Consider the following 22,240-nt stretch of genomic DNA (forward strand, 5'->3'; position numbering starts at 1 on the left):
TTATCTTTTTCGTCATATAGTTTCTGAAAGAGCCCTTGCAAAGGTCAAAACCATGATGTCCGCCGCTCCTGCCTTGCGCAATACCTTCGCTGCCGCGGCAACCGTGGCACCGGTCGTGTAGACATCGTCGACAAGGATAAGCCGTTTGCCGAAGGCGTCGTTGTCCCGCGCCTTGGCGATGGCAAAGACACTGCCAACATTTTCTTCGCGCGCCTTTGCGCCGAGGCCCACCTGAGGGCGGGTGCGTTTGATACGCATCAATGTTGCAGGCAAAAGCGTCTTGCCGGATTGCTGCGCGAGATGACGCGCCAGCTCGGCCGCCTGGTTGAATTTGCGCGAAAACATGCGGCTTCGATGCAGCGGTATCGGCAAGATGGCGTCACAGCACTCGACCATCCCGTCACTCGCCCTGAGCATCCACTCGGCCATCATCGGCGCGAGATCTGTTCGGTCGCGACATTTCAGACCATGCACCAGCTGGCGCACCGGCTCGTCATGAAAAGCGGCAGACCGCAGCCGCTCGAAAGGCGGCAGATTGGCAATCGCCTCAGCATGAGGATGCCAGACCCAAGATCATGCGAGAACGGTATGCCAAGGACTTCGCAATTCGGCCGTTCAATGAAGAGCATTTTGGACCAGCACGTCGGACAAAGGCCGTTGTGGCGGCCGGTGGCGATCCCGCAAACCACGCATCCCGGCGGATAGACGAGGTCAACCAGCAGCCCGAAGGAACGCATCAGAAGCAGCCCTTTCAGCTGCATGGGCAATCGCAATCTCCTAGGTCCCATTGCCCCCTCAACATGGGGTAATCGCGGCGCGAATCGCCCCAGGCCATTTTTCTAAGATGATGGCTGGCGGGGGTGGTTGCCCCCGATAAGATGGAAAAACGGGCTCACGATTGGAACCGGGCCCAAACATCTCGAATGGAGGCAACCATGGACCAATATATCGGGCTTGACGTTTCATTGAAAGATACCGCGATCTCGATCCGACAGGACGGGAAGCGGATCTGGCGGGGGAAGTGTCCTTCGGATCCAAAGGTTCTGGCGCAGGTGATCCGGAAACACGCCCCGCACGCCAAGCGCGTTGTGTTCGAGACGGGGCCGCTGTCGACGTGGTTCTATCATGCACTGACGGCCGAGGGGTGCCGGCGATCTGCATTGAAGCGCGGCACGCGCAAAAGGTATTGGACGAGACGCTCAACAAGACCGATGCCAATGATGCGGATGGCTTGGCCCAGCTGGCCGAAGCCGGCTTCTACAAGGCGGTCCGGGTAAAGTCGTTCGACGCCATGCTGACGCGCACGCTGGTCGGGGCTCGCAATCAGCTCCTGAGCATCTCAACCCAGCTCAGCAACCAGATCCGCGGCCTGATGAAGACGTTCGGTCTCATTGTCCCCAACGGAACAGGTCGGGTATTTGATGGCAATGTGAGGGAGCTCCTCGATGGGAATGACGGCCTTGCCAGGATCATATTGCCTCTGCTTGAGGCGTGGCGCGACATACGCAAGCGCGCGGCCGATCTTGGTCGCCAGCTGGTCGCAGCGGCGCGGGAGAGCCAGGCGACGAAGCTGTTGATGACGATTCCGGGTATCGGCGCCGTCACGGCCGTCTCCTACGTCGCAGCCATTGAAGATCCCGGAAACTTCCGGACGTCGCGCTCGGTTGGCGCCTGGCTCGGGCTGACAACGCGGCGTTACCAGTCTGGCGAGGTCGATTATGACGGCCACATCTCGCGACGAGGCGACAACCATTTGCGGGGACTGCTTTATGAAGCGGCGACGGTGATCCTCACAAGAACCAGTGCCAGGAACGAGAGCAGTCTCAAGAGCTGGGGGCTTAAGCTGCGTGAACGGTTGGGCTTCAAGCGCGCTGCGGTGGCGGTCGCCCGTAAGCTTGCGGTCATCATGCACAGCATGCTCAAGACAGGAGAGGTATTCAACACATTGGCTGGCGCCACAGCATAGGCGAAGCGCCAGCCTTCTAACCTCAGCGCGTCAAATCTGATTTGAGCACTGAGCGTCCCTGCTGCGGACGTGGGTTCGATCATTCCGTCGCACTGGGCTGCAGCTCGTTCGAGACTGCGCCCTCGACATAGGAAGATCCTACCTGCGAAGACCCATTATGCGGCGACCATTTGTCGACCGCGGAGACAACCCTGCTCCCGGCGTTGGACAGCTCTGAAGAAAATATGGAAAGACTAGCGCGTTTCGCCTCTGAGGAAAATCGCCTTGCGGCACTGGTTCCGCGGGACTATGCAACGCGCCATGGATATCATCTTCGACCAGGCCCGGATCGCCACGAACCGGCATCGCGCGCTTTTCAACCACGACCCGAAGGCGACCTTCCTCCTCGATATCGCCGCAGAAGAACTCGGCGAGCGCCTCGCCGTGGTCGAACGGACCTTCGAGCACGCGGTCGAACTACATGGCGCCACGGGTGCTGCGGCCCGCGCTGCGATCGCGACCGGCAAGATCGGACAACTGACGCGCGTCGAGAGCGAACGAGCTTATGCTGAGGCGCAAGAGGCCTTCATCGAAGCCGCGCTGGAGGAGGTTCCCCTGGAGCCGCAGTCGGTCAACCTTGTGCTGGCGCCGCTCAGCCTTCACCTAACCAACGACACCCCCGGCGTCTTCATCCAGATTCGTCGCGCCCTCAAGCCAGATGGGCTCTTTCTTGCCGCGGTTCCCGGGTCGGGCACGTTGCAGGAATTGCGCGAGGTGCTGCTCGCAACCGAGATAGAGATGACGGGTGGTGCGAGCCCGCGGGTGATCCCCTTCGCTGACGTCCGCGATGTCGGCGGTCTGATGCAGCGCGCCGGCTTTGCCCTGCCGGTGATCGACGCCGAGACCTATACGGTTCGCTACGATTCGATCTTTCCGCTGATGAGGGACCTGCGGGCAATGGGCATGACCAACCCGCTCGTCGCGCGCAGTCGCAAGCCTTTGACGCGCGCCTTTTTCATGCGGGCGGCTGAAATCTATGCCGAACGCTATGCCGATTCGGACGGCCGGATCAGAGCGACCTTCTCAATTATCTATGTCTCGGGATGGGCGCCGCACGAAAGCCAGCAAAAGCCGCTTCGCCCTGGCTCGGCAAAGGTGAGGCTCGCCGACGCGCTGAAGGTCGAGGAGCATAAGCTGAAGCAATAGAAATCGGCTTAGTTGGGGAACTGGTTGGCGATATAGCTCAAGATGCTGTTGATATCACCGCCAAGCACCTGCGCCCCACCAATGAGAGCGACGGATATGAGGGCCGCAATCAGGCCGTATTCGATCGCGGTTGCGCCACGGATGTCTGCCAGAAATGCCCTTACTACTCGCATACCCACCTCGGCGCTAAGCGGCGGTCATCTATCACGTTGCGGCTGCCGCTGCAGCAACGCCAGTCTCAGCAGCCAGCCCCGCTTCCGTAACCCTGCACCACGCAAACGGAACCTGGCGTCTCCTGAAGGACGCTCCGGCGGATCGTATAGCGCTTGCCGCTCTCGGTCTTCGGAATTGAGCCCGTCGTAATTGTATCGAATTCGGACGGCGCACTCGCGAAGACGCTCGACTTGGACTTGTCGGCAAGCATCGGCGTCAAGATCAAAGTCAAGGCCACAACAGCCGTACCAAACAGCAGCGCGATGTTCAGCACTCCCGTTCTGCTCGAGGCAGTCGAGGCCTGTTCTTTCTCTCTCACAGCTTTCCAGAAATCGTCGTCCATGCGTCAAGCCTTCTACACACACGCCAGTTGCTTGATTGAGGCCGATATTTGGCAGAAGGTGTTAAACGATCCATTAATATCCACACGCAAATTGGACGCGCGCAGGATAATAATCAGAAGCTTCTAAAGTAGATCCTGCAAAATCGGAATAAGCGGCTCGTCAGCGGGTGGCATCGGGTAGTCGCGTAGAGCCTGCGGCTTCACCCATTTCAACGCTTGCCCTTCTTTCCCGTGCGGAATTCCTTCATAGCGCCGGCAGACATAGAGCGGCATCAGAAGATGGAACTTCTCATAGGTATGGCTGGCAAAACTGAGCGGCGCCAGACATGCGACCTTGGTCGTGATCCCAAGCTCTTCGTGAAGCTCGCGCACCAGCGATTCCTCCGGCGTCTCGCCCGGCTCGACCTTGCCGCCCGGAAACTCCCAAAGTCCGGCAAGCGACTTTCCCGCGGGGCGCTGCGCCAGCAAAATGCGCCCGTCGGAATCGATCAGCGCGCAGGCAGCAACAAGAAGGATGCTTCGGGCGGCGTCGCTCATCGCGACGGCTCCTGCCGCCAATAGGAATAGCGGTAAGCCTCGTGGAAGCCGAGCCGTTCGTAGAGCGCCAAAGCCGGAGCGTTCGTCGCCTTCACCTGCAACCAGGCGGAACGGGCGCTGCGCATCCTCGCCCAGCGCAGGGCGGACGTCAGGATTTCCAGGCCAAGCCCTTCGCGGCGTCGCTCCTTGGCGACGGAAAGCGACATGATGCCGGCAAGATCATTGTCCTGGACGCAAAGCACGGTCGCAAGCGGCCCCGTCTGCGGATCCTCGATCATGAACAGGCCCGAGGGCGGCTTGATCGCGTTGATGATCTCCGCAAGCGCCGGCTTGAGCTTGGACGAGACGCCGTCGGTGGCCAGATTGGCATCCACGAAACGGCCGATATCGTGCGTTGGCAGGTGATCGAGCGTGTCCGGCAGGTCTGCGTGCGCGAGATCGCAGGTCATGACGATCGTCTCGTCGAACGAGGTCCACTGCTGCTCCCGCACGAGGTCGATCAGCACCGGCGAGGCGAGCGGCGTCTGCCGCAGGACCGCCGGGCGACCATAAGCTTCGAACTTGCGGCTTGCCTTGGCAAGCCGAATCGCGACGTCGCGGTGATCCGAAGGATCGAGCGGCACGATCGAGTTCAGCCGATTGGACGGATGCCCCGCGGTTAGCCGTACCTGCCAACTGCCGTCATACTGCACGGATGAGGCAGGCCAGGCCCGGAAGCCGACGGCCTCCAGCCTGCGCACGAGCGGCAGATTCGCCTTCTTGGGTAATGTTTCAGTCAATGAAAGATCAGCTCCGGTAGTCACCGTTGATGGCGACATACTCCTTTGTAAGGTCGCACGTCCAGACCGTGGCGGTCCCGTTTCCGAGACCAATGTCCACCTTCACAGGAATATCCTGCTTTCTCATCACGTTGGTTGCAGCTTCTTCGGAATAGCCGGCGTCGCGCTCGCCGTTGACGGCAACACGCACATCACCGAACCAGATCGCCAGCCGGTCGCGGTCGGCCATTTCGCCCGACTTGCCGACGGCCATGACGATGCGGCCCCAGTTGGCATCCTCGCCGGCGGCTGCGGTCTTGACGAGTGGCGAATTGGCGATCGAGAGAGCGATCTTCTTGGCCGCGGCATGGCTTTCGGCGCCTGTCACGGTGATCTCGAGCATCTTGGTCGCGCCTTCGCCGTCGCGAACGACCTGCAACGCAAGATCCTTGAGAAGATCGTTAAGGGCAGCGCGGAAGGAGGCAAGGCGCGCGTCATCGGCGTTCTCAACACGAGCCTGACCGTCTTCGGCGGCCGCACCCGTTGCAAACAGCATCAGCGTGTCCGATGTCGAGGTATCGCTATCGACCGTCATCGAATTGAACGTCGGATCGACACCGGCAGACAGGAGCGACTGCAGCGCGGCGGGGGCAACATCAGCGTCGGTGACGACGAAAGAGAGCATGGTCGCCATATCAGGCGCAATCATGCCGGCGCCCTTTGCGATCCCGTTGATCGTCACCTTCACGCCGCCGATCTCCGCGCTGCGGGTGGCGACCTTCGGATAGGTGTCGGTCGTCATGATCGCCTTGGCTGCCTCGAACCAGAAGTCGCCGGTCGCATCCTTGTACATCTGGTCAAGAACGCCGGAGAATTTCGTCGCGTCCAGCGGTTCGCCGATGACGCCGGTGGAAGCGAGGTAAACTTCGTCCTCGCCGCAGCCGACAGCGGCAGCAGCGGACTTTGCCGTCAGCGCCGTCGCCTCGCGGCCCTTAAGTCCGGTGAATGCATTGGCATTGCCGGAATTGACGACGACGGCGCGTGCAGCGCCATGCGGCAGGTTTGCGCGGCAGAAGTCGACAGGTGCCGACGGGCACTTCGAGCGGGTAAAAACGCCGGCGACCGCGGCCGGCTTGTCGAACACCATCATCAGCACGTCGGTGCGGTTCTTGTACTTGATGCCGGCTGATGCAGTGGCCATGCGCACGCCACGCAAGGCGGGCACGGTGGCATAGGATTTCGGAGCGAGCGGAGAAACGGAACCGGACATGGCGATCGACCTGGTGGCTGGAAGGATTTTCCGGGCGAAGTATAAGCCGGCTCGCCCTGCGGAAATACGACAACTGTTATAGTGAAGGGCCCGGAAGAACCGGGCCCTGCATTCTAGATTACTGTTGCGGCTGCGCGGCGGGCTCATCACCCGGCTGCGGCTGCTTGTTGGCATCCTCGTAGCCCTTGCGCAGCGCCTCGTCGGTGATCTCGACCTTGGACTTTTCCTTGGCGGCAGCGAGAAGCGCGAGATACTTGTCACGCATGACGAGCTGGCGAACCTGGTCCTTGACCTGATCGAAGGCCGGCGGAGGGGCGTCGCGCTTATCCTCGACGAGGATCACGTGATAGCCAAAATCGGTTTTCACAGGGGTCTTGGTGTAGGTACCCTTCTCAAGTGCGAAGGCAGCCACTTCGAATTCCTTGACCATGCGGCCCTTGGTGAAATAGCCGAGATCGCCGCCGTCAGCCTTGTTCGGATCGGTGGACTTTTCCTTCGCCAGGTCCGCGAAGTTCTTGCCGGCGTCGAGCTGCTTAATGACGTCCTTGGCCTCATCCTCGGTCTTCACCAGGATATGGCGGGCGTGCACTTCTTCCTGCTTCGGGAGTGCTGCAACTTCCTTGTCGTAGCGCGCTTTGACTTCCTCATCGGTGACCGTATCGACGACGTGCTTCTTGAAATAAGCGTTGTGCAGTTCGCGATCGGCGAGATACTGCATGCGCTTCTTGAATTCGGCTGTCTGGTCGAGCTTTTCGGCGATCGCGTCCTGCGCCAGCAGCTTGACGTCGATGGCAGCGGACAGGGCGGCGACCTTTTTCTGGTCGTCCGGAAGCTGTGCGAGTTGCGGGTCGAGATTGGCGACGGCCAGATCGAGATCCGACTGATGAATCTCGACATCGCCGACCTTGGCAACGACGGCATCTGGCTTGTCTTCCGCATGGACCGGCGCCTGAAACGCAACGAACGTTGCGAACGCCATCACAGCGATTTTGTTGTAGTTCAACATCAAATAACCCTTCACAGTTAAACCCACCGGCTTCAACGTCGTGAATCCAGCCTGAAACAGCCATCAACACCGGAATGTGGCCTTTCTATATCAGCCAAATCCGTTGACATCATTCGACCCCCCTCTTATCTGTCACGCAACCTCGCGTCCAGAAAAGTTTCCTGGCGTTTCGAGACGTGTGCCTGAAATTCGGCCGGGCTACGGATAAGAAAAGCCGGGGAAGAATATTGAGAAAGGACCAGTCATATGGTCAGCTTTGGCGGTATAGCCCGCAAAATATTTGGCTCTGCCAATGATCGCCGCGTGCGGTCCTTCCAGCCGAACGTCGCAGCCATCAATGCCATCGAAGAAAAGACGAAGGCCTTGAGCGACGAGCAGCTGGCTGCGCAGACGGTCGAGTTCCGCAAGATGCTTGCAGACGGCAAGACGCTGGACGACATCCTCGTTCCGGCCTTTGCGGTCGTGCGCGAAGCGTCGCGCCGCGTTCTCGGCATGCGACCCTTTGACGTACAGCTGATTGGCGGCATGATCCTCAATGACGGCGCCATCGCCGAGATGAAGACCGGCGAAGGTAAGACCCTCGTCGCTACGCTGCCGGTCTACCTGAACGCGCTCGCCGGCAAGGGCGTGCACGTCGTCACCGTAAACGACTACCTCGCCCGGCGCGACGCCGCCACCATGGGCAAGATCTACGGCTTCCTCGGCTTGACCACGGGCGTCATCGTCCACGGCCTCTCGGACGAAGAGCGCGCAGCAGCCTATAACTGCGACATCACCTACGCGACCAACAACGAACTCGGCTTTGATTATCTGCGCGATAACATGAAGTACGAGAAGAGCCAGATGGTCCAGCGCGGCCATAACTTCGCGATCGTCGACGAAGTGGACTCGATCCTCGTCGACGAAGCGCGCACGCCGCTGATCATCTCGGGACCGCTCGACGACCGCTCCGATCTCTACAACACGATCGACGCCTTCATCCCGCTTTTGTCGGAAGGCGACTACGAGATCGACGAGAAGCAACGCTCCGCCAACTTCTCCGAGGAAGGCACGGAAAAGCTGGAGAACCTGCTACGCCAGGCTGGCCTGCTGAAGGGCGCTTCGCTCTACGATATCGAGAACGTGGCGATCGTCCATCACGTCAACAACGCGCTCAAGGCTCACAAGCTGTTCCAGCGCGACAAGGACTACATCGTCCGCAACGACGAGATCGTCATCATCGACGAATTCACCGGCCGCATGATGCCGGGCCGCCGTTATTCGGAAGGCCAGCACCAGGCGCTGGAAGCCAAGGAAAAGGTGCAGATCCAGCCGGAAAACCAGACGCTGGCCCAGATCACCTTCCAGAACTATTTCCGCATGTACGACAAGCTGGCCGGTATGACCGGTACAGCGCAGACCGAAGCGGAGGAGTTCGGCAACATCTACGGCCTCGACGTCATCGAGGTGCCGACCAACCTGCCGATCCAGCGTAGCGACGAGGACGACGAGGTCTACCGGACCTTCGAGGAGAAGTACAAGGCGATCATCGCCGAGATCGCCGACGCGCAGAAGCGCGGCCAGCCGGTTCTTGTCGGCACGACCTCGATCGAAAAGTCCGAATACTTGGCCGACCTGATGCGCAAGCAGGGCTTCAAGGACTTTCAGGTCCTGAACGCCCGCTACCATGAGCAGGAAGCCTATATCGTCGCGCAGGCCGGTGTGCCGGGTGCGGTGACGATCGCCACCAACATGGCAGGCCGCGGTACCGACATCCAGCTCGGCGGCAACCTTGAAATGCGTGTCGAGCGCGAGCTTGGCGACGTTGAGCCCGGTCCTGAACGCGACGCCAAAGCCGAAGCGATCCGCGAAGAGATCAAGCAGCTCAAGGAAAAGGCGCTTGCCGCCGGTGGCCTTTACGTGATCGCCACCGAGCGCCACGAAAGCCGCCGCATCGACAACCAGCTGCGCGGCCGTTCCGGCCGTCAGGGTGACCCCGGCCGCTCGAAGTTCTACCTGTCGCTTCAGGATGACCTGATGCGCATCTTCGGCTCTGACCGCATGGACAGCATGCTGCAGAAGCTCGGTCTCAAGGAAGGCGAAGCCATCGTCCATCCCTGGATCAACAAGGCTCTGGAGCGCGCGCAGAAGAAGGTCGAAGCCCGCAACTTCGATATCCGTAAAAACCTCCTGAAGTACGACGACGTTCTGAACGATCAGCGCAAGGTGATCTTCGAGCAGCGCCTTGAGCTGATGGAATCGCCGAACATCTCCGAGACCGTTTCCGATATGCGCCGTGAGGTCATCGAAGACCTTGTCGAGAAGCATATTCCAGAACGCGCCTATGCCGAGCAGTGGGATGCCGCCGGCCTGAAGGAACGGACCGCCGCTCTGCTCAATCTCGATATGCCGATCGAGGACTGGGTGAAGGAAGAAGGTATTGGCGAGGACAACATTCGCGAGCGCCTGACGGAAGCGTCGAATGCGGCCTTCACCGAGAAGGCCGAGCGCTTCGGTCCCGATATCATGCACTACGTCGAGCGCTCGATCGTGATGCAGACGCTCGACCACCTGTGGCGCGAGCATATCGTCAACCTCGACCACCTGCGCTCCGTCGTCGGCTTCCGCGGCTACGCGCAGCGCGATCCGCTGCAGGAATACAAGTCGGAAGCGTTCGAGCTCTTCACCTCGCTGCTCAACAACCTGCGCGAAGCCGTAACCGCACAGATGATGCGCGTCGAGCTCGTGCAGCAGGCGCCGGCCGAGCCGGAACCACCATTCATGCAGGCGCACCACCTCGATCCGAATACCGGCGAAGATGATTTCGCGCCCGCCTACCTGGCCTCGGAAGTGGTTGTCGCCCCGGAAAACCGCAATCCGGCCGATCCGTCAACCTGGGGCCATGTTGGCCGCAACGAAGCCTGCCCCTGCGGCTCCGGCAAGAAGTTCAAACACTGCCACGGCGCCTTCGCACAGGCTTGAGCCTGGCCGGCACGCTGAGTACAAGGCCCTTGCGATGGGAACGTCGCGAGGGCTTTCTCACTTCCGGATGCCCGCTCCGGCCCATGCACAACTCTTGATTTTATAATCCGCGCAAATTTCAGCCACATAACCGTCGCTTTGTTCATCGAGCTTGGCGCCATATTCAACCAGATTGCCGAGAACGTGATGAACACTGGTGCCCTAGCGGCTCCCTATTTCAGTCAATGGGAAACGGCGTCGATGACGCTGCCCGTACTTGAAAGCGGCGCGTCTGCACTGATGAACGACCCGCTCTGGCGCCAGTCAGGCGCCGAGACCACCGAGGAATATGCCCGCTGGGCCGTCAATATCTGCGGCATGGCATGCCTGAAGATGGCACTTGCCGCACGCGGCGAGACACACCGGACAATCGATCTGGCGCGGGCCTGCACTGCCTTTGGCGGATACGTCGTCAACGAGGCGGACCAATCGATCAAGGGGCTGATCTACGCGCCGTTCGTCACCTTCGTCGGACAGAGCTTCGGCCTCAAGGCCGAAACGATCACCAATCTGCCGACCACTGATATTCCCGATCTGCTCCGGCAGGCACACATTCTTCATCGCCTCGGTCAATAGCCAGATCCGGTGGCCGGATCGCGAGCCGCCCTCGCGCGGCGGCCATCTCGTACTGGTGGCGGCGGCAACGCCCGAGACCATCCGCTTCCACAATCCATCCGGCCATGACGTTCAAAGCCAGGCAGACGTCGTGCTGTCGCTCTCGACCTTCGACCGCTTCTTCGCTAATCGCGGCGTGGCCATCACGCTCTGACAACATCAACAGGGAACAATCATCATGCCGACCACGCGTTCTGTCGAAAGTGACCAGCCCCGATCCTCGCGCTTGCGGGTAGCTGTCCTGTTCGGCGGGCGCTCGCCCGAGCATGATGTCTCGATCCTGTCGGCAACCAATGTCGTCAATGCCCTCGATCCCGACCGCTACGACGTTCTTCCCGTCTTCGTGACGAAGGAAGGTCAGTGGTTGCTGACGGCACGGCAGACGGAACTGGCGACCGCGGCGGTTGCTAGCGACGCCCCGGAACTCGCACTGCTGCCAGGCGGTCGCGGTCGCTTGCTCGCCATTCCTCAGAATGCAGCCCCCTACGAAGTGCCACCGATCGATATCCTGTTTCCGGTCCTGCACGGCATGCACGGAGAAGATGGGTCGGTCCAGGGGCTGGCCGCCGTCGCCCGCATGCCGCTCGCCGGATGTGGCATCCTCGGCTCGGCAACCGCCATCGACAAGAACATCGCCAAACGCCTGCTGAAGGAGGCCGGTCTGCCGGTGGCGAAGGCCGTCTGCATCGAACAAGACGCGCAGCAGTCCTTCGACGATGTCGTAAAGGAACTCGGTCTACCGCTGTTCATCAAGCCGGCGCGTCAGGGCTCCTCCGTCGGCGTCAGCAAGGTAACGGGCGCCGAAAGCTTCGCAGCCGCCCTGGCCGAAGGCTTCCGGCACGACAACAAGCTGCTCGCCGAGGAATTCATCGCCGGCCGCGAGATCGAATTCAGCGTGCTGGAACATGCCGATGGCTCGCTCTTCGTGTCACTGCCGGGCGAGATAGCGCCAGCCGAAGCCCACGGCTTTTACAGCTACGAGGCCAAATATATCGACGAGAACGGCGCAGCGCTCAGGGTCCCAGCACAACTGCCGAAAGAGATCGAGGACGAGCTGCGCCGCACCGCCGCCAATGCTTTCAAGGCGCTCGGCTGCGATGGAATGGCGAGGGTCGATTTCTTTTTAACGCCCGACATGTCCTTCGTCGTCAACGAACTCAACACCATACCTGGCTTCACCAATATCAGCATGTATGCCAAGGCCATGGCGGCGAGCGGCGTCAGCTATGCCGAGGTTCTCGACCGGTTGATCGAACGTGCGCTTTCCCGGCCAGATCGCTGATATCAGCCGCTCCAGCGGTTCGGCCGAATGACGCTGTCACAACCGTTTCTTAACGCTGTTCTGGCAAGACTTCCGCTAGGATTTGCCTGAAGAGTTTTGCGTGTTTGTGATGGCGGTCATTGAGACGGCGGAAAAGATGCTGCCTGCGGGTCTGCGCCCGGCGGGGAGTCGTATGCTGCGCTCCCTCGCTGCCGTTCTCACCGCGCGGGGCGAGAAGGCCGCCGCCCAGCGCATGGCGCTGATCGCCTTCTCCATCCGCATTGCCAGCGCCGCCCTCGCCTTTCTGTCGCAGATCGTCCTGGCGCGCCTGATGGGCGAATACGAGTACGGAATCTTCGTATTCGTCTGGGTGCTGATCGTCCTCTTCGGCGATCTTTCCTGCCTCGGCTTCCACACCGCGATCGTCCGCTTCCTGCCGCAATACAAGGCAGCAGGCGCTCTTGAGAAGATCCGCGGGCTGACGGGCACCGCCCGCATCTTCGGATTGCTTTCGGGCACGGCCGCGCTTGCCATCGGCATGATCGCTCTGCAAGTCTTCCGCGACAGCATCGAGAACTACTACGTCGTGCCGATCTTCCTCGGACTGATCGCCATGCCGATGATCGCCCTCGGCGATATTCTGGAAGGCACGTCGCGTGCCAACCACTGGCCGGTCATGGCGTTGAGCCCCGCTTACATCGTCCGGCCGATCCTCATCATCCTCTTCATGCTGACCGCGATCGGCCTCGGCGCCCCGCATACGGCGGTGACGGCGATGCAAGCAGCGCTCGCGGCTACCTATGTCACCGCCGTCGGGCAATACGTGGCAACCCTCCTGCGCCTGCGTCGGCACTACCAGGAAGGTCCGCGCGCGGTCGATTTTCTCGGCTGGCTTGGCGTAGCCTTCCCGATCTTCCTCATCGAGGGTGTCAGCTTCCTCCTGACCAATTCGGACGTCGTCGTGGTCGGCATCTTTCTCGAACCACACGACGTCGCCATCTACTTTGCCGCCGCCAAGACCATGGCGCTGGTCCACTTTATCAATTTCTCGGTAAAGGCGGCATCCGGTCCACGCTTCTCAAGCCTCATCGCCGAGGGGACACGCCAGCAGCTCGCGGCCGCCGCCATCGACGCCGCCAGGTGGACGTTCTGGCCTGCGCTGGCCATCGGCCTTGCCGTCGTCGCCACCGGTCACTTTCTGCTCTCCCTGTTTGGCGGCGCTTTCACGGCCGGCTATGTCGTGATGGCGATCCTGCTGGCCGGTATTCTCGCCAAGGCGCTGGTCGGACCGGCAGAAACGCTGCTGATGATGACCGGCAAGCAGAACATCTGCGTTCTGCTCTATGCCGGAGCCCTGATCGCGAATATCAGCCTCAACGTTCTCCTCATTCCCGGACTGGGTATCAAGGGCGCCGCCATCGCCACGGCCTCGGCCATGGGCGTGGAAGCCATCCTCCTGCATTTTGCCGTCCGGCGCGCGCTTGGCATCGCGCTCTTCGCATTTGCCACGCCTCCGGCCAAAACAGACATGGAAGCCCGATAGAATGGTGCGCAATCCCCCAGCCAGCGAAACGACCGATCTCACAACGAACCGCATGGTTCACGAGCTCGCAGCTCTCGATTTCGACACGCCGCAGGCGGATGCCCGCGTGGAAGTCGGCCGCACGGGCCGCGAGCTCTGCCTCTACTCCGGCAAGCTGGGCTACGAGTTGCAGGAAGAGCTTGATTTCCTGTCCAACCGCGCGATGGAGCCGAATGTTTTCTTCACTGGGCGCTTTCTCGCGCCGGCCATGCCGAGGCTGGACGACAGACAGGTGAACTTCGCCCTGCTGCGGGACCAGAGCGACACGCGAAGCCGGATGCGCTTCCTGATGCCGTTCTCCGTGGAAAAGCCCGGCTTCGCCGTCGGCCCCTCGATCGTGCGTGTCTGGTCGAACAGCTTTGCGCCGCTCGGCACGCCACTCATCGATGCCGAGGATGCAGGCGAGACGCTGGACAATCTCTATGACGGCCTGACCCATCGCGACCTGCGCCTGCCGCCAATCCTCGTGCTGCCGGATGTCAGGCTGAACGGCATCTTTGCGCGCATGGCAAGGGCAGTCGCCATTAGCCGCAACCTGCCGATCACCATAACGAATCCCTATCAACGTGCCATGCTGCAGAGCGACGAGGACGCAGCCACCTATCTGCGCGATGCGATTTCTTCATCGCATCTGAAGGAGATGCGCCGGCAATGGCGTCTGCTCGAGGAGCAGGGCACAGTGGTCTACAGCGTCGCCCGCCAGCCCCGTGACATCCATATGCGCTTCGAGGAATTCCTCGCGCTTGAAGCAGGCGGCTGGAAGGGCAAGAAGCGCACCGCCCTGGTCACCGACCGCTACCACACCGCCTTTGCCCGCGAGGCCGTTTCCAATCTCGCCGCGGTCGATGCGGTACGTATCCACACGATCGACCTCAACGGCAAGGCGATCGCCTCGATGGTGGTCTTGATGATGGGCAGCGAGGCTTATACGTGGAAGACGGCCTACGACGAAGCCTACGCGCGCTATTCGCCAGGCAAGCTGCTGATGGGCGAGTTGACGGAATGGCACCTCGACGACGCCAACATCGTGCGCTCCGACTCCTGCGCTATTCCCGATCATCCGATGATCAACCGCTTCTGGCAGGAGCGGGAGGAGATGGGCACCATGGTGATCGGGCTTCACCAGAACGGTGACCGCGACGTTCGCCAGGTGGCCGCGCAACTTCATATGTACAGCAGCACCCGCAATGTTGCGAAGATGCTGCGCCAAAAGATCATGTCGCTTGCCAGGCGCGGCAAGTCTCCTCAGTAGTCACGCCAAACGGTCTCAGCTAGCGCTGGCGCGCTCGCGAAGTATGCGGCGGATCACCTTGCCTGTCGTCGTCAGTGGCAGTTCCGAGACGAATTCCACTTCGCGCGGATACTCATGCATCGAGAGCCGCATCTTCACCCACTCCCTGATATCGGAGGCCAATCGGCCACTTGGCTCGAAGCCCGGCGCCAGTACGACATAGGCCTTGACGATCTCGGTGCGCACGGGATCGGGCTTACCAACGGCGGCAGCGAGTTGCACAGCCGGATGGCCGATAAGACAATCCTCGATTTCCGCCGGTCCGATGCGATAACCTGAGGACGTGATGACATCGTCGTCCCGCCCGAAGAAGGTGACATAGCCGTCCGCATCTTGGCGCCCGATATCGCCCGTCAGCAGCCAGTCGCCGACAAACTTCCGTTCGGTCGCCGCGCCATCGTTCCAATAGCCGAGGAACATCACCGGATCCGGCCGACGGATCGCGATCTGCCCGGCTTCGCCAGCCGGCAGCACTTCGCCTGTGTCGCTGATAATCGCTACGCAATGCCCCGGCACCGACCGACCGATCGCACCGGGACGGCTGACACCGATTGCGGCATTCGACGAGAGCACGAAATTGCACTCCGTCTGGCCGTAGAACTCGTTGACGGTGATCCCGAGCGTGCGTTTGGCCCATTCCAGCGTTTCGGCGCCGAGCGACTCGCCCGCCGAGCCAATCGTGCGCAGCACGAGGTCATACTTCGAGCGCGGATCGGGCACCGACTTCAGTAGCCGGAGTGCCGTCGGCGGGATGAAGCCGTTGCGCACCCTCATCTCGGCCATGATGCGATAAGCTATGTCCGCATCGAACTTCTGCGCCGGCGACGAGACGACGGGAACGCCAAGCAGCAAGCTGGGTAGGAGCGCATTCAGCAAGCCGCCGGCCCAGGCCCAGTCGGACGGCGTCCAGACCTTGTCGCCCGGCTGCGGGAAGCCCTCATGGGCAAACTGCATCCCCGGTATATGCCCGGCAAGCACCTGGTGGCCGTGAAGGGCTCCCTTCGGCGGACCTGTCGTTCCCGACGTGAAGATCATCAATGCCGGATCATGTGGCGCCGTCTTCGCGACCTCGAAGACTAGCGGATGGCCTTCCACCAGCGCCGCGAAGGATCGTGCGCCGGGCTCATCGCCGTCAACACTGATGACCTCGGCCAAGTCAGGCAGTCGTTCCCGGATCAGGCTGATGCGCTCAAGTCCGAATGCATTGGTGATGACGGCGGAAACACCCGCCGTCCGCAGCCGGTACTCCAAGGCTTCGACGCCGAAGAGCAAAGCCAGCGGCAATGCGATCGCGCCCATCTTGTAGATCGCGACATGCGCGACGACCGTCTCGAAAGACTGCGGCAGCAGCAGCGCGACCCGATCGCCCTTCTTCAACCCCAGTGACACAAGCGCATTGGCGAGCGATGACGATCGATCTGCCAACTCCCGGTAGGTCATGGAAAGGTGACTGCCACCAGGGCTGAAATGCTCGAGGCAGACGCGATCCGGCGCCCGCGCGGCCCAGTCGTCGCTGACCGCACGGCCGATATTGAAATCCTGCGGTATGTCCCACACAAAATCGCGGTAAAGGTCTTCGTAGCGATCGCGCTGCGGCAGTCTCATCGGCAGAAATCCAGTCAGATGCTGCAGCAGCTAACACCCAGAACCCGGCCTACGCAAGTGCGAGATCGGCCGGACATCCTTGGATCGGTCACAAAACTTTTGTGTGAGTGGCCGACACTTTCGCGCTTGCCGCGCTAGATCAAAGGACGCGCTGGGTAGCGATCTGATGTTTGGAGCAATTTCATGGACTACATCAAATTTGGCGGCACTGGGCTGGAAGTGTCGAGAATCTGCCTGGGCTGCATGACCTTCGGCGAGCCTGGCCGCGGCAACCACAGCTGGACGCTCGGTGAAGAAGACAGCCGGGCACTGATCAAGCAGGCGCTCGACCTCGGCATCAACTTTCTCGACACCGCCAACACCTATTCGGATGGCTCCTCGGAGGAGATCGTCGGCAGGGCGATAAGGGACTTCTCCAGGCGGGACGACATCGTGCTCGCGACCAAGGTTTTCAATCGCATGCGACCCGGCCCGAACGGCGCCGGCCTCTCACGGAAAGCCATCTTTGACGAGATCGACAATAGCTTGCGTCGCCTCGGCACCGACTATGTCGACCTCTATCAGATCCATCGTTTCGATCACACGACGCCGATCGAGGAAACGCTGGAAGCCCTGCATGATGTCGTGAAGGCAGGCAAGGCACGCTATATCGGCGCCTCCTCCATGTATGCCTGGCAATTTGCCAAGATGCTCTACACGTCGCGCGCCAACGGCTGGGCGTCCTTCGTCAGCATGCAGGACCACCTGAACCTGCTCTACCGCGAGGAGGAACGCGAAATGCTGCCCTTCTGCCAGGATCAGAAGATCGCGGTGATCCCGTGGAGCCCGCTCGCCCGCGGCCGGCTGACGCGCGACTGGGATGAGAAGACGGTCCGCAGCGAGACCGACGAATTCGGCAAGACACTCTACAAGCAGGCGGAAGAGGCCGATCGCGCCATCATCGGCATCGTCGGCAAGCTGGCCGAGAAACATGGCGTCTCCCGCGCCCGGATCGCTACCGCCTGGATCCTGCAGAAAGGTGCTGTTACGGCGCCGATCATCGGCGCGTCGAAAGCCAATCATCTGGCCGACGCGGTTGCCGCCTTGTCCGTCAAGCTGACGACCGAGGACATTGCGGCGCTGGAAGAACCGTACGTTCCTCACAGGGTCGAAGGCTTCAAATAACGAGATCGTTTGGAGAATGCCCGGTCGCTTGTGTTGAGCCGGCGACCGGCCGTTCCGCTCAAGGATATTGCCATGACGACCATTCCCTTCCAGGCGCGCCGCTTTCAGTCCACGGCCGCCTACTATACGCGCTATCGCGTTCCTTATCCGGATGAACTCATCGAGCGGGTCGCGGCCCGTGCCGGACTCGCAGTCGGCGAGCGCGTACTTGACCTCGGCTGCGGCCCCGGTCAACTCGGCATCGCCTTCGCGCGACTTGCCAAAGCCGCCGTGACCGGCCTCGATCCCGAACCGGAAATGCTGGATGCGGCGCGCACCGATGCAACCGCCGCCGGTGTCGATGTCACCTTCATCAAGGGCTCTTCCTACGATCTTGATTCGCGCTTCGCGCCTCTCAAGATGACGGTCATGGGACGCTCCTTTCATTGGATGGACCGCCCGGCGACGCTAAAGGCTCTCGACGCGATCACCCTTGCCGACGGCTGTGTCGTCTTGTTCGGCGACCGTCACATCTCCTCAACGCCGGACTGGCGGCAGTCCGTAAATAAACTGGCGGAAACCTTCGCGCCGGAGCGCAATGCCGATCGCGAACTGCGAAAGGGACCGGATTGGATCGAGCACGAGAGCATCCTGCTCCGTTCCACCTTTAACGATCTGGAACGAATCTCCGTTGTCAGGGAACGCAGGCTCAGCCTCGACGATGTCGTCGGCCGGGCCTTCTCGACCTCGGTGACGTCGCCACAGGCGCTCGGCGAAAGGACTGCAGCCTTCGAGACCGAACTTCGCGCCACCCTTCTCAAACTTTCGCCCGAGGGCACGTTCGCGGAGGTGGTGGAAATCGGCGGTCTGATCGCGCGCCGAGGCTAACCGTCGGTCCTGCTTGCTAGGGAAAGTGCGTCGCGCGTCGTATAAAGAAAACTATCGGAGAGTTCGCGGCTCTCGACGGCGCGCGCCAGAATCACCGCCCCCATCATTGCGGAAAGCGTTGTAAACCCCCTCTCGCGTCGCTCCTCCGAGGTCTCGCCGGGAACGATCTCGGACAGAACGTCGACGAGCATTGAAAGCCCATCGTTGAAGGTTTCGCGCACCGCCCCGCGGCTGCGGCTAACCTCCTGGGCAAGCGAGGCGAAGACGCAGCTGCCGCCCGGATCGTCGACGCTGCAACGCGACAAATAGTGATTGAGCAACGCATCGAGCGGCCGCCCCGGCGCCGAAGCGATGATCTCATTCCAGCGGATCTTCACCTTCTCGATCAGCGCGCGGCTGACTTCCAGCGCCAGCTCTTCCTTGGATTCGAAATGACCGTAGAATCCGCCATGCGTCATTCCGGCGGCCTTCATGATGTCGGCGACGCCGATGCCGTCGAAGCCCTTTTCGCGAAACAGCACGCCTGCGACCTGCAGGATCTTCTCGCGATTTTCGGCAAATTTCTCTCGGCTGACCCGCATTCGCTTCTCCGCAATTAGCAGCTTGACAATTTATATGACGTCCATCATCAATACGCAACAATTATGATGACCATCATCTAAAAGCTTCCGATAGTCTCCGACAACCTCAAGACGGGACGGCCACATGGTATCGACTGCACTTGCCTCATCGCTGGCGCGACGCAACATCCACTATGGATGGGTGGTTGTCGCGGCAACCTTCCTCACCATGCTGGTGACCGCCGGCGCGATGGGCGCCCCCGGCGTCCTCATCAAGCCGCTTCAGGACGAGTTCGGCTGGGAGACCTCGCAGATATCCTCCGCACTCGCCGTCCGCCTGATCCTGTTCGGGCTCATGGGACCGTTCTCCGCCGCCTTCATGAACTACTTCGGCGTCCGTAAGGTCATCGTCTTCGCCATGGCCCTGATCGGCGGTGGCTTCGTCGGCTCGCTCTTCATGACTGAGCTCTGGCAGCTGCTTCTGCTCTGGGGCGTCGTCGTTGGCTTCGGCACGGGACTGACCGCAATGGTGCTCGCAGCAACCGTATCTGCCCGCTGGTTCACCAAGCATCGCGGCCTCGTGGTCGGCATGCTGTCGGCAAGCTCGGCGACCGGGCAGCTGGTCTTCCTGCCGCTGATGGCCGAGCTGACGGAGCGCTACGGCTGGCGCGCAACGGTCTTTCTGGTCTGCGGCATGATCATGTTCGCCGCCCTCATCGTGCTGGCCTTCATGCGCGACCGCCCCTCCGACCTCAACCTGCCCGCCTTCGGTGAAGAACACGTCACCCAGCCGCCGCCGACGCAGTCCGGCCTGCTGGCGATGCTGGCAACTCCGATCACGGTTCTCAAGGAAATCTCCGGCACGTCGACCTTCTGGATTCTCTTTGCCACCTTCTTCATCTGCGGCCTCAGCACCAACGGCCTGATCCAGACGCATTTCGTCACGCTCTGCGGCGACTTCGGCATCATGCCGGTCGCTGCCGCGAGCGTCCTCGCCGTCATGGGCATCTTCGATTTCTTCGGCACCATCGGCTCCGGCTGGCTCTCCGACCGCTTCGACAATCGCTGGCTGCTCTTCTGGTACTACGGTCTGCGGGGCCTCTCGCTGCTCTTCCTGCCCTTCAGCGATTTCAGCTTCTACGGCCTGTCGATTTTTGCTGTCTTTTACGGCCTCGACTGGATCGCCACCGTTCCACCCACGGTCAAGATCGCCGCCGACCGCTTCGGCCGCGAAAAGGCTGGTCTCGTCTTTGGCTGGGTCTTCGCCGGACATCAGCTGGGAGCGGCAACCGCCGCCTACGGCGCCGGCTGGTCGCGCACCGAACTGCAGAGCTATCTGCCCGCCTTCTTCATCGCCGGCGCCTTCTGCCTGCTCGCCTCGATCCTTGCGATCACGTTGAAGAAGTCGGGTCTCCACCAGCCCGCCGCCGCTGGCGCGCATTGATGCTGTTTCCGGCCGCAGGTGGCAGGCCGGAAACTCCAATAAATCAAGCCGAGAACTTCGCCCGCCGTCTTGCGCGCGCGGGCGAACGCATGCTAGACAGCCGCCTCGTCGGTATCCGTTGCCCCATTGGCGGAATTGGTAGACGCGCTCGACTCAAAATCGAGTTTCGAAAGAAGTGCTGGTTCGACCCCGGCATGGGGCACCACCGACAATCCACGAAAGTGTCATCGTGCGATCCGCTCCCGTGCTTTTCGGCCGCAGGCGTGGCAGGCTTCAGTGGAAACTCTCAGCGAAAACGACGCCGAGGGAGATAAAAATCAGAGCCCCCACAAGCGCCACAAGCTTCCGGGTTGCACCAGGAACCTGAATGCCTGCCGCATCGACCTTAAATGCCAGATAGAGCGGGAAAGCCACGAAGAAGATTGAGATCCACTTCGGACGCATCATCGTCGCGTCGACGGCAAGCATGATTACGAAGACCAGAAACATGCTGATGAGAAGCATACGGCCGATCACCCGCGTCCATTCGCTGCTCGCGGCTAAGATCGTGCGGATATGACCACGATAGACGACGGCAAGGATAGCCAGCGTCAACGCAGAGCATTTGACAATCGATGCCAGCAGCTGCCACGCGGCCACCAGTTGGACGGGAGCCTCGTGGCTTGCTACTCCCCGCATCTTCGTCAGCGTGTCGCCGGTTGCCGTATCGAGATGGGTCATAACCCAGTAGACATGTGGTCCGGCGACGGCGAGACCAACCGCGATGGTCACCGCCAGGCGCCAGTTGAAGACCAATCGCCGCATACCGGGTTCAAGTAGGAGCGCGACGACGGTCGCGACGGGGATGATCGCAAAGTTGTACTTCGCAAGCAATCCAACACCGGCAGCCGCGCCAAGAAGCGCATAGTTGCCGGTTGACGGCCGTTCCGCCATTAGCGCCAGCACGTACAGGAAGAATGCAACGGCAGCGAAGGCGCCAACGCTATGAGTCAAATCCCGCTGCGAGAGCAGAAAGATCGCAGGCAGGCTGAGCAGGCCGAGGACGGAGATCCAAGCAGTGTCGCGCGCCCCCACCACTTTGCGGGCCGCCAAGCCGAGAAAGATGCAGCTCACCAGCAGCGTGGCATTTTTCAAGAAGGCGAGTGTGTCGACCGACGCGCCGAAGACCTTGCCAAAACAGTAAAACAGCCAGTTGTAGAGCGGCGGCTGATCGCCGTATCCCAGTTGCAAGGCATGCGCGAGCCTGATCTGTTCTGCCTCGTCGGACCCGAGATCGCCACCGCGAAGGAGCCTAAGGGCAAAGCTTGCCGTGAAGTACGTCGCCAATAGTAGGACAGGCAAAAGCGCGTCCAGCCGCGCAGCGCGTGGCGCGGAAACGTATGAACCATCAGCAGTATCAGTCAATTCGGCCCCACGATCGGCTTGATCGGATCTTCACTGACAGGAACATGCAATTCTTCTGATGCACTGTATAGCGGTTCACCCGCCATTTCAGGCACTTGCCAGCGCCGTTCCGACAAAGTGTGTTGCCTCACTGCAACGCCTGCGCCACCAGCGCTCACAGCATTGCTGC

17 protein-coding genes, 1 tRNA gene and 3 pseudogenes are annotated in these 22,240 nt (G+C 61.2%); 11 read left to right on the top strand and 10 right to left on the bottom strand.

Annotated elements, in window-relative coordinates; genetic code table 11:
* Positions 1 to 12 precede the first annotated feature (12 nt).
* Positions 13 to 788 (bottom strand): annotated as a pseudogene (locus PMI09_RS07680) (ComF family protein).
* A 147-nt stretch (positions 789 to 935) separates the two neighbouring features.
* Here PMI09_RS07680 and PMI09_RS07685 point away from each other — a divergent pair.
* Together PMI09_RS07685 and PMI09_RS07690 are read left to right on the top strand one after the other, a co-directional pair.
* A pseudogene (locus tag PMI09_RS07685) lies at positions 936 to 1,966 on the top strand (IS110 family transposase).
* Between the two features lie 300 nt (positions 1,967 to 2,266).
* Positions 2,267 to 3,151, top strand: a complete 885-nt coding sequence (locus PMI09_RS07690; protein WP_037082237.1) for a methyltransferase domain-containing protein — start codon at positions 2,267 to 2,269, stop codon at positions 3,149 to 3,151.
* A gap of 8 nt (positions 3,152 to 3,159) precedes the next feature.
* Here PMI09_RS07690 and PMI09_RS07695 read toward each other — a convergent pair whose 3' ends face one another.
* The 6 genes from PMI09_RS07695 to PMI09_RS07720 all read right to left on the bottom strand — a co-directional run bounded on the left by PMI09_RS07695 (position 3,160) and on the right by PMI09_RS07720 (position 7,278).
* Complete coding sequence (locus PMI09_RS07695) at positions 3,160 to 3,324, bottom strand: Flp family type IVb pilin (RefSeq protein WP_007790671.1); 165 nt, start codon at positions 3,322 to 3,324, stop codon at positions 3,160 to 3,162.
* Positions 3,325 to 3,389: 65 nt separating this feature from the next.
* Complete coding sequence (locus PMI09_RS07700) at positions 3,390 to 3,707, bottom strand: hypothetical protein (protein ID WP_007790674.1); 318 nt, start codon at positions 3,705 to 3,707, stop codon at positions 3,390 to 3,392.
* Between the two features lie 123 nt (positions 3,708 to 3,830).
* Positions 3,831 to 4,244, bottom strand: coding sequence for an 8-oxo-dGTP diphosphatase MutT (gene mutT, locus PMI09_RS07705; protein WP_007790678.1), 414 nt, complete (start codon positions 4,242 to 4,244; stop codon positions 3,831 to 3,833).
* On the bottom strand, positions 4,241 to 5,062 hold the full coding sequence (locus tag PMI09_RS07710) for a GNAT family N-acetyltransferase (protein WP_052026517.1): 822 nt from the start codon (positions 5,060 to 5,062) through the stop codon (positions 4,241 to 4,243). The genes mutT and PMI09_RS07710 overlap by 4 nt, the downstream gene beginning before the upstream one ends.
* Positions 5,031 to 6,272, bottom strand: coding sequence for a bifunctional glutamate N-acetyltransferase/amino-acid acetyltransferase ArgJ (gene argJ, locus PMI09_RS07715; protein WP_007790683.1), 1,242 nt, complete (start codon positions 6,270 to 6,272; stop codon positions 5,031 to 5,033). Before argJ ends, PMI09_RS07710 begins: the two co-directional genes overlap by 32 nt.
* A 118-nt stretch (positions 6,273 to 6,390) precedes the next feature.
* Positions 6,391 to 7,278 (bottom strand): peptidylprolyl isomerase, encoded by an 888-nt coding sequence (locus tag PMI09_RS07720; protein WP_007790685.1) that lies wholly within the window; start codon positions 7,276 to 7,278, stop codon positions 6,391 to 6,393.
* A gap of 246 nt (positions 7,279 to 7,524) precedes the next feature.
* Between PMI09_RS07720 and secA the strand changes: the two genes are divergently transcribed.
* The 5 genes and pseudogenes from secA (at position 7,525) to PMI09_RS07745 (ending at position 14,988) form a co-directional block, all read left to right on the top strand.
* Positions 7,525 to 10,239 carry a preprotein translocase subunit SecA gene (gene secA, locus PMI09_RS07725; protein ID WP_007790687.1) on the top strand — a complete coding sequence of 905 codons (2,715 nt, stop codon included), beginning with the start codon at positions 7,525 to 7,527 and terminating at the stop codon, positions 10,237 to 10,239.
* Between the two features lie 186 nt (positions 10,240 to 10,425).
* Positions 10,426 to 11,047: pseudogene (locus tag PMI09_RS07730) on the top strand (C39 family peptidase).
* Positions 11,048 to 11,071: 24 nt separating this feature from the next.
* Positions 11,072 to 12,175 carry a D-alanine--D-alanine ligase family protein gene (locus tag PMI09_RS07735; RefSeq protein WP_007790694.1) on the top strand — a complete coding sequence of 368 codons (1,104 nt, stop codon included), beginning with the start codon at positions 11,072 to 11,074 and terminating at the stop codon, positions 12,173 to 12,175.
* A gap of 109 nt (positions 12,176 to 12,284) precedes the next feature.
* On the top strand, positions 12,285 to 13,697 hold the full coding sequence (locus PMI09_RS07740; RefSeq protein WP_037082232.1) for a lipopolysaccharide biosynthesis protein: 1,413 nt from the start codon (positions 12,285 to 12,287) through the stop codon (positions 13,695 to 13,697).
* A 1-nt stretch (position 13,698) separates the two neighbouring features.
* Complete coding sequence (locus PMI09_RS07745; protein ID WP_007790700.1) at positions 13,699 to 14,988, top strand: GNAT family N-acetyltransferase; 1,290 nt, start codon at positions 13,699 to 13,701, stop codon at positions 14,986 to 14,988.
* A 15-nt stretch (positions 14,989 to 15,003) separates the two neighbouring features.
* Here PMI09_RS07745 and PMI09_RS07750 read toward each other — a convergent pair whose 3' ends face one another.
* On the bottom strand, positions 15,004 to 16,632 hold the full coding sequence (locus PMI09_RS07750; protein WP_007790702.1) for an AMP-binding protein: 1,629 nt from the start codon (positions 16,630 to 16,632) through the stop codon (positions 15,004 to 15,006).
* A 183-nt stretch (positions 16,633 to 16,815) separates the two neighbouring features.
* On the opposite strand from PMI09_RS07750, the gene PMI09_RS07755 reads away from it, so the two are divergent.
* A complete protein-coding gene (locus PMI09_RS07755) occupies positions 16,816 to 17,796 on the top strand; it encodes an aldo/keto reductase (protein ID WP_007790704.1) in 981 nt (326 codons plus the stop codon).
* A gap of 72 nt (positions 17,797 to 17,868) precedes the next feature.
* Positions 17,869 to 18,663, top strand: coding sequence for a class I SAM-dependent methyltransferase (locus tag PMI09_RS07760; protein ID WP_007790706.1), 795 nt, complete (start codon positions 17,869 to 17,871; stop codon positions 18,661 to 18,663).
* Here the strand turns inward: PMI09_RS07760 and PMI09_RS07765 are convergent.
* Positions 18,660 to 19,244 (bottom strand): TetR/AcrR family transcriptional regulator, encoded by a 585-nt coding sequence (locus PMI09_RS07765; RefSeq protein WP_007790708.1) that lies wholly within the window; start codon positions 19,242 to 19,244, stop codon positions 18,660 to 18,662. The two genes, PMI09_RS07760 and PMI09_RS07765, sit on opposite strands and share 4 nt — an antisense overlap.
* Before the next feature lie 124 nt (positions 19,245 to 19,368).
* On the opposite strand from PMI09_RS07765, the gene PMI09_RS07770 reads away from it, so the two are divergent.
* Both PMI09_RS07770 and PMI09_RS07775 read left to right on the top strand, forming a co-directional pair.
* Complete coding sequence (locus tag PMI09_RS07770; RefSeq protein ID WP_007790709.1) at positions 19,369 to 20,667, top strand: MFS transporter; 1,299 nt, start codon at positions 19,369 to 19,371, stop codon at positions 20,665 to 20,667.
* Positions 20,668 to 20,787: 120 nt separating this feature from the next.
* A tRNA-Leu gene (locus tag PMI09_RS07775) sits at positions 20,788 to 20,872 on the top strand.
* Between the two features lie 68 nt (positions 20,873 to 20,940).
* Here the strand turns inward: PMI09_RS07775 and PMI09_RS07780 are convergent.
* Positions 20,941 to 22,071 (bottom strand): glycosyltransferase family 39 protein, encoded by a 1,131-nt coding sequence (locus PMI09_RS07780; RefSeq protein ID WP_081499029.1) that lies wholly within the window; start codon positions 22,069 to 22,071, stop codon positions 20,941 to 20,943.
* Between the last annotated feature and the right edge of the window lie 169 nt (positions 22,072 to 22,240).

The sequence above is a fragment of the Rhizobium sp. CF122 genome (genome assembly GCF_000282035.1).
Taxonomy (GTDB): domain Bacteria; phylum Pseudomonadota; class Alphaproteobacteria; order Rhizobiales; family Rhizobiaceae; genus Rhizobium.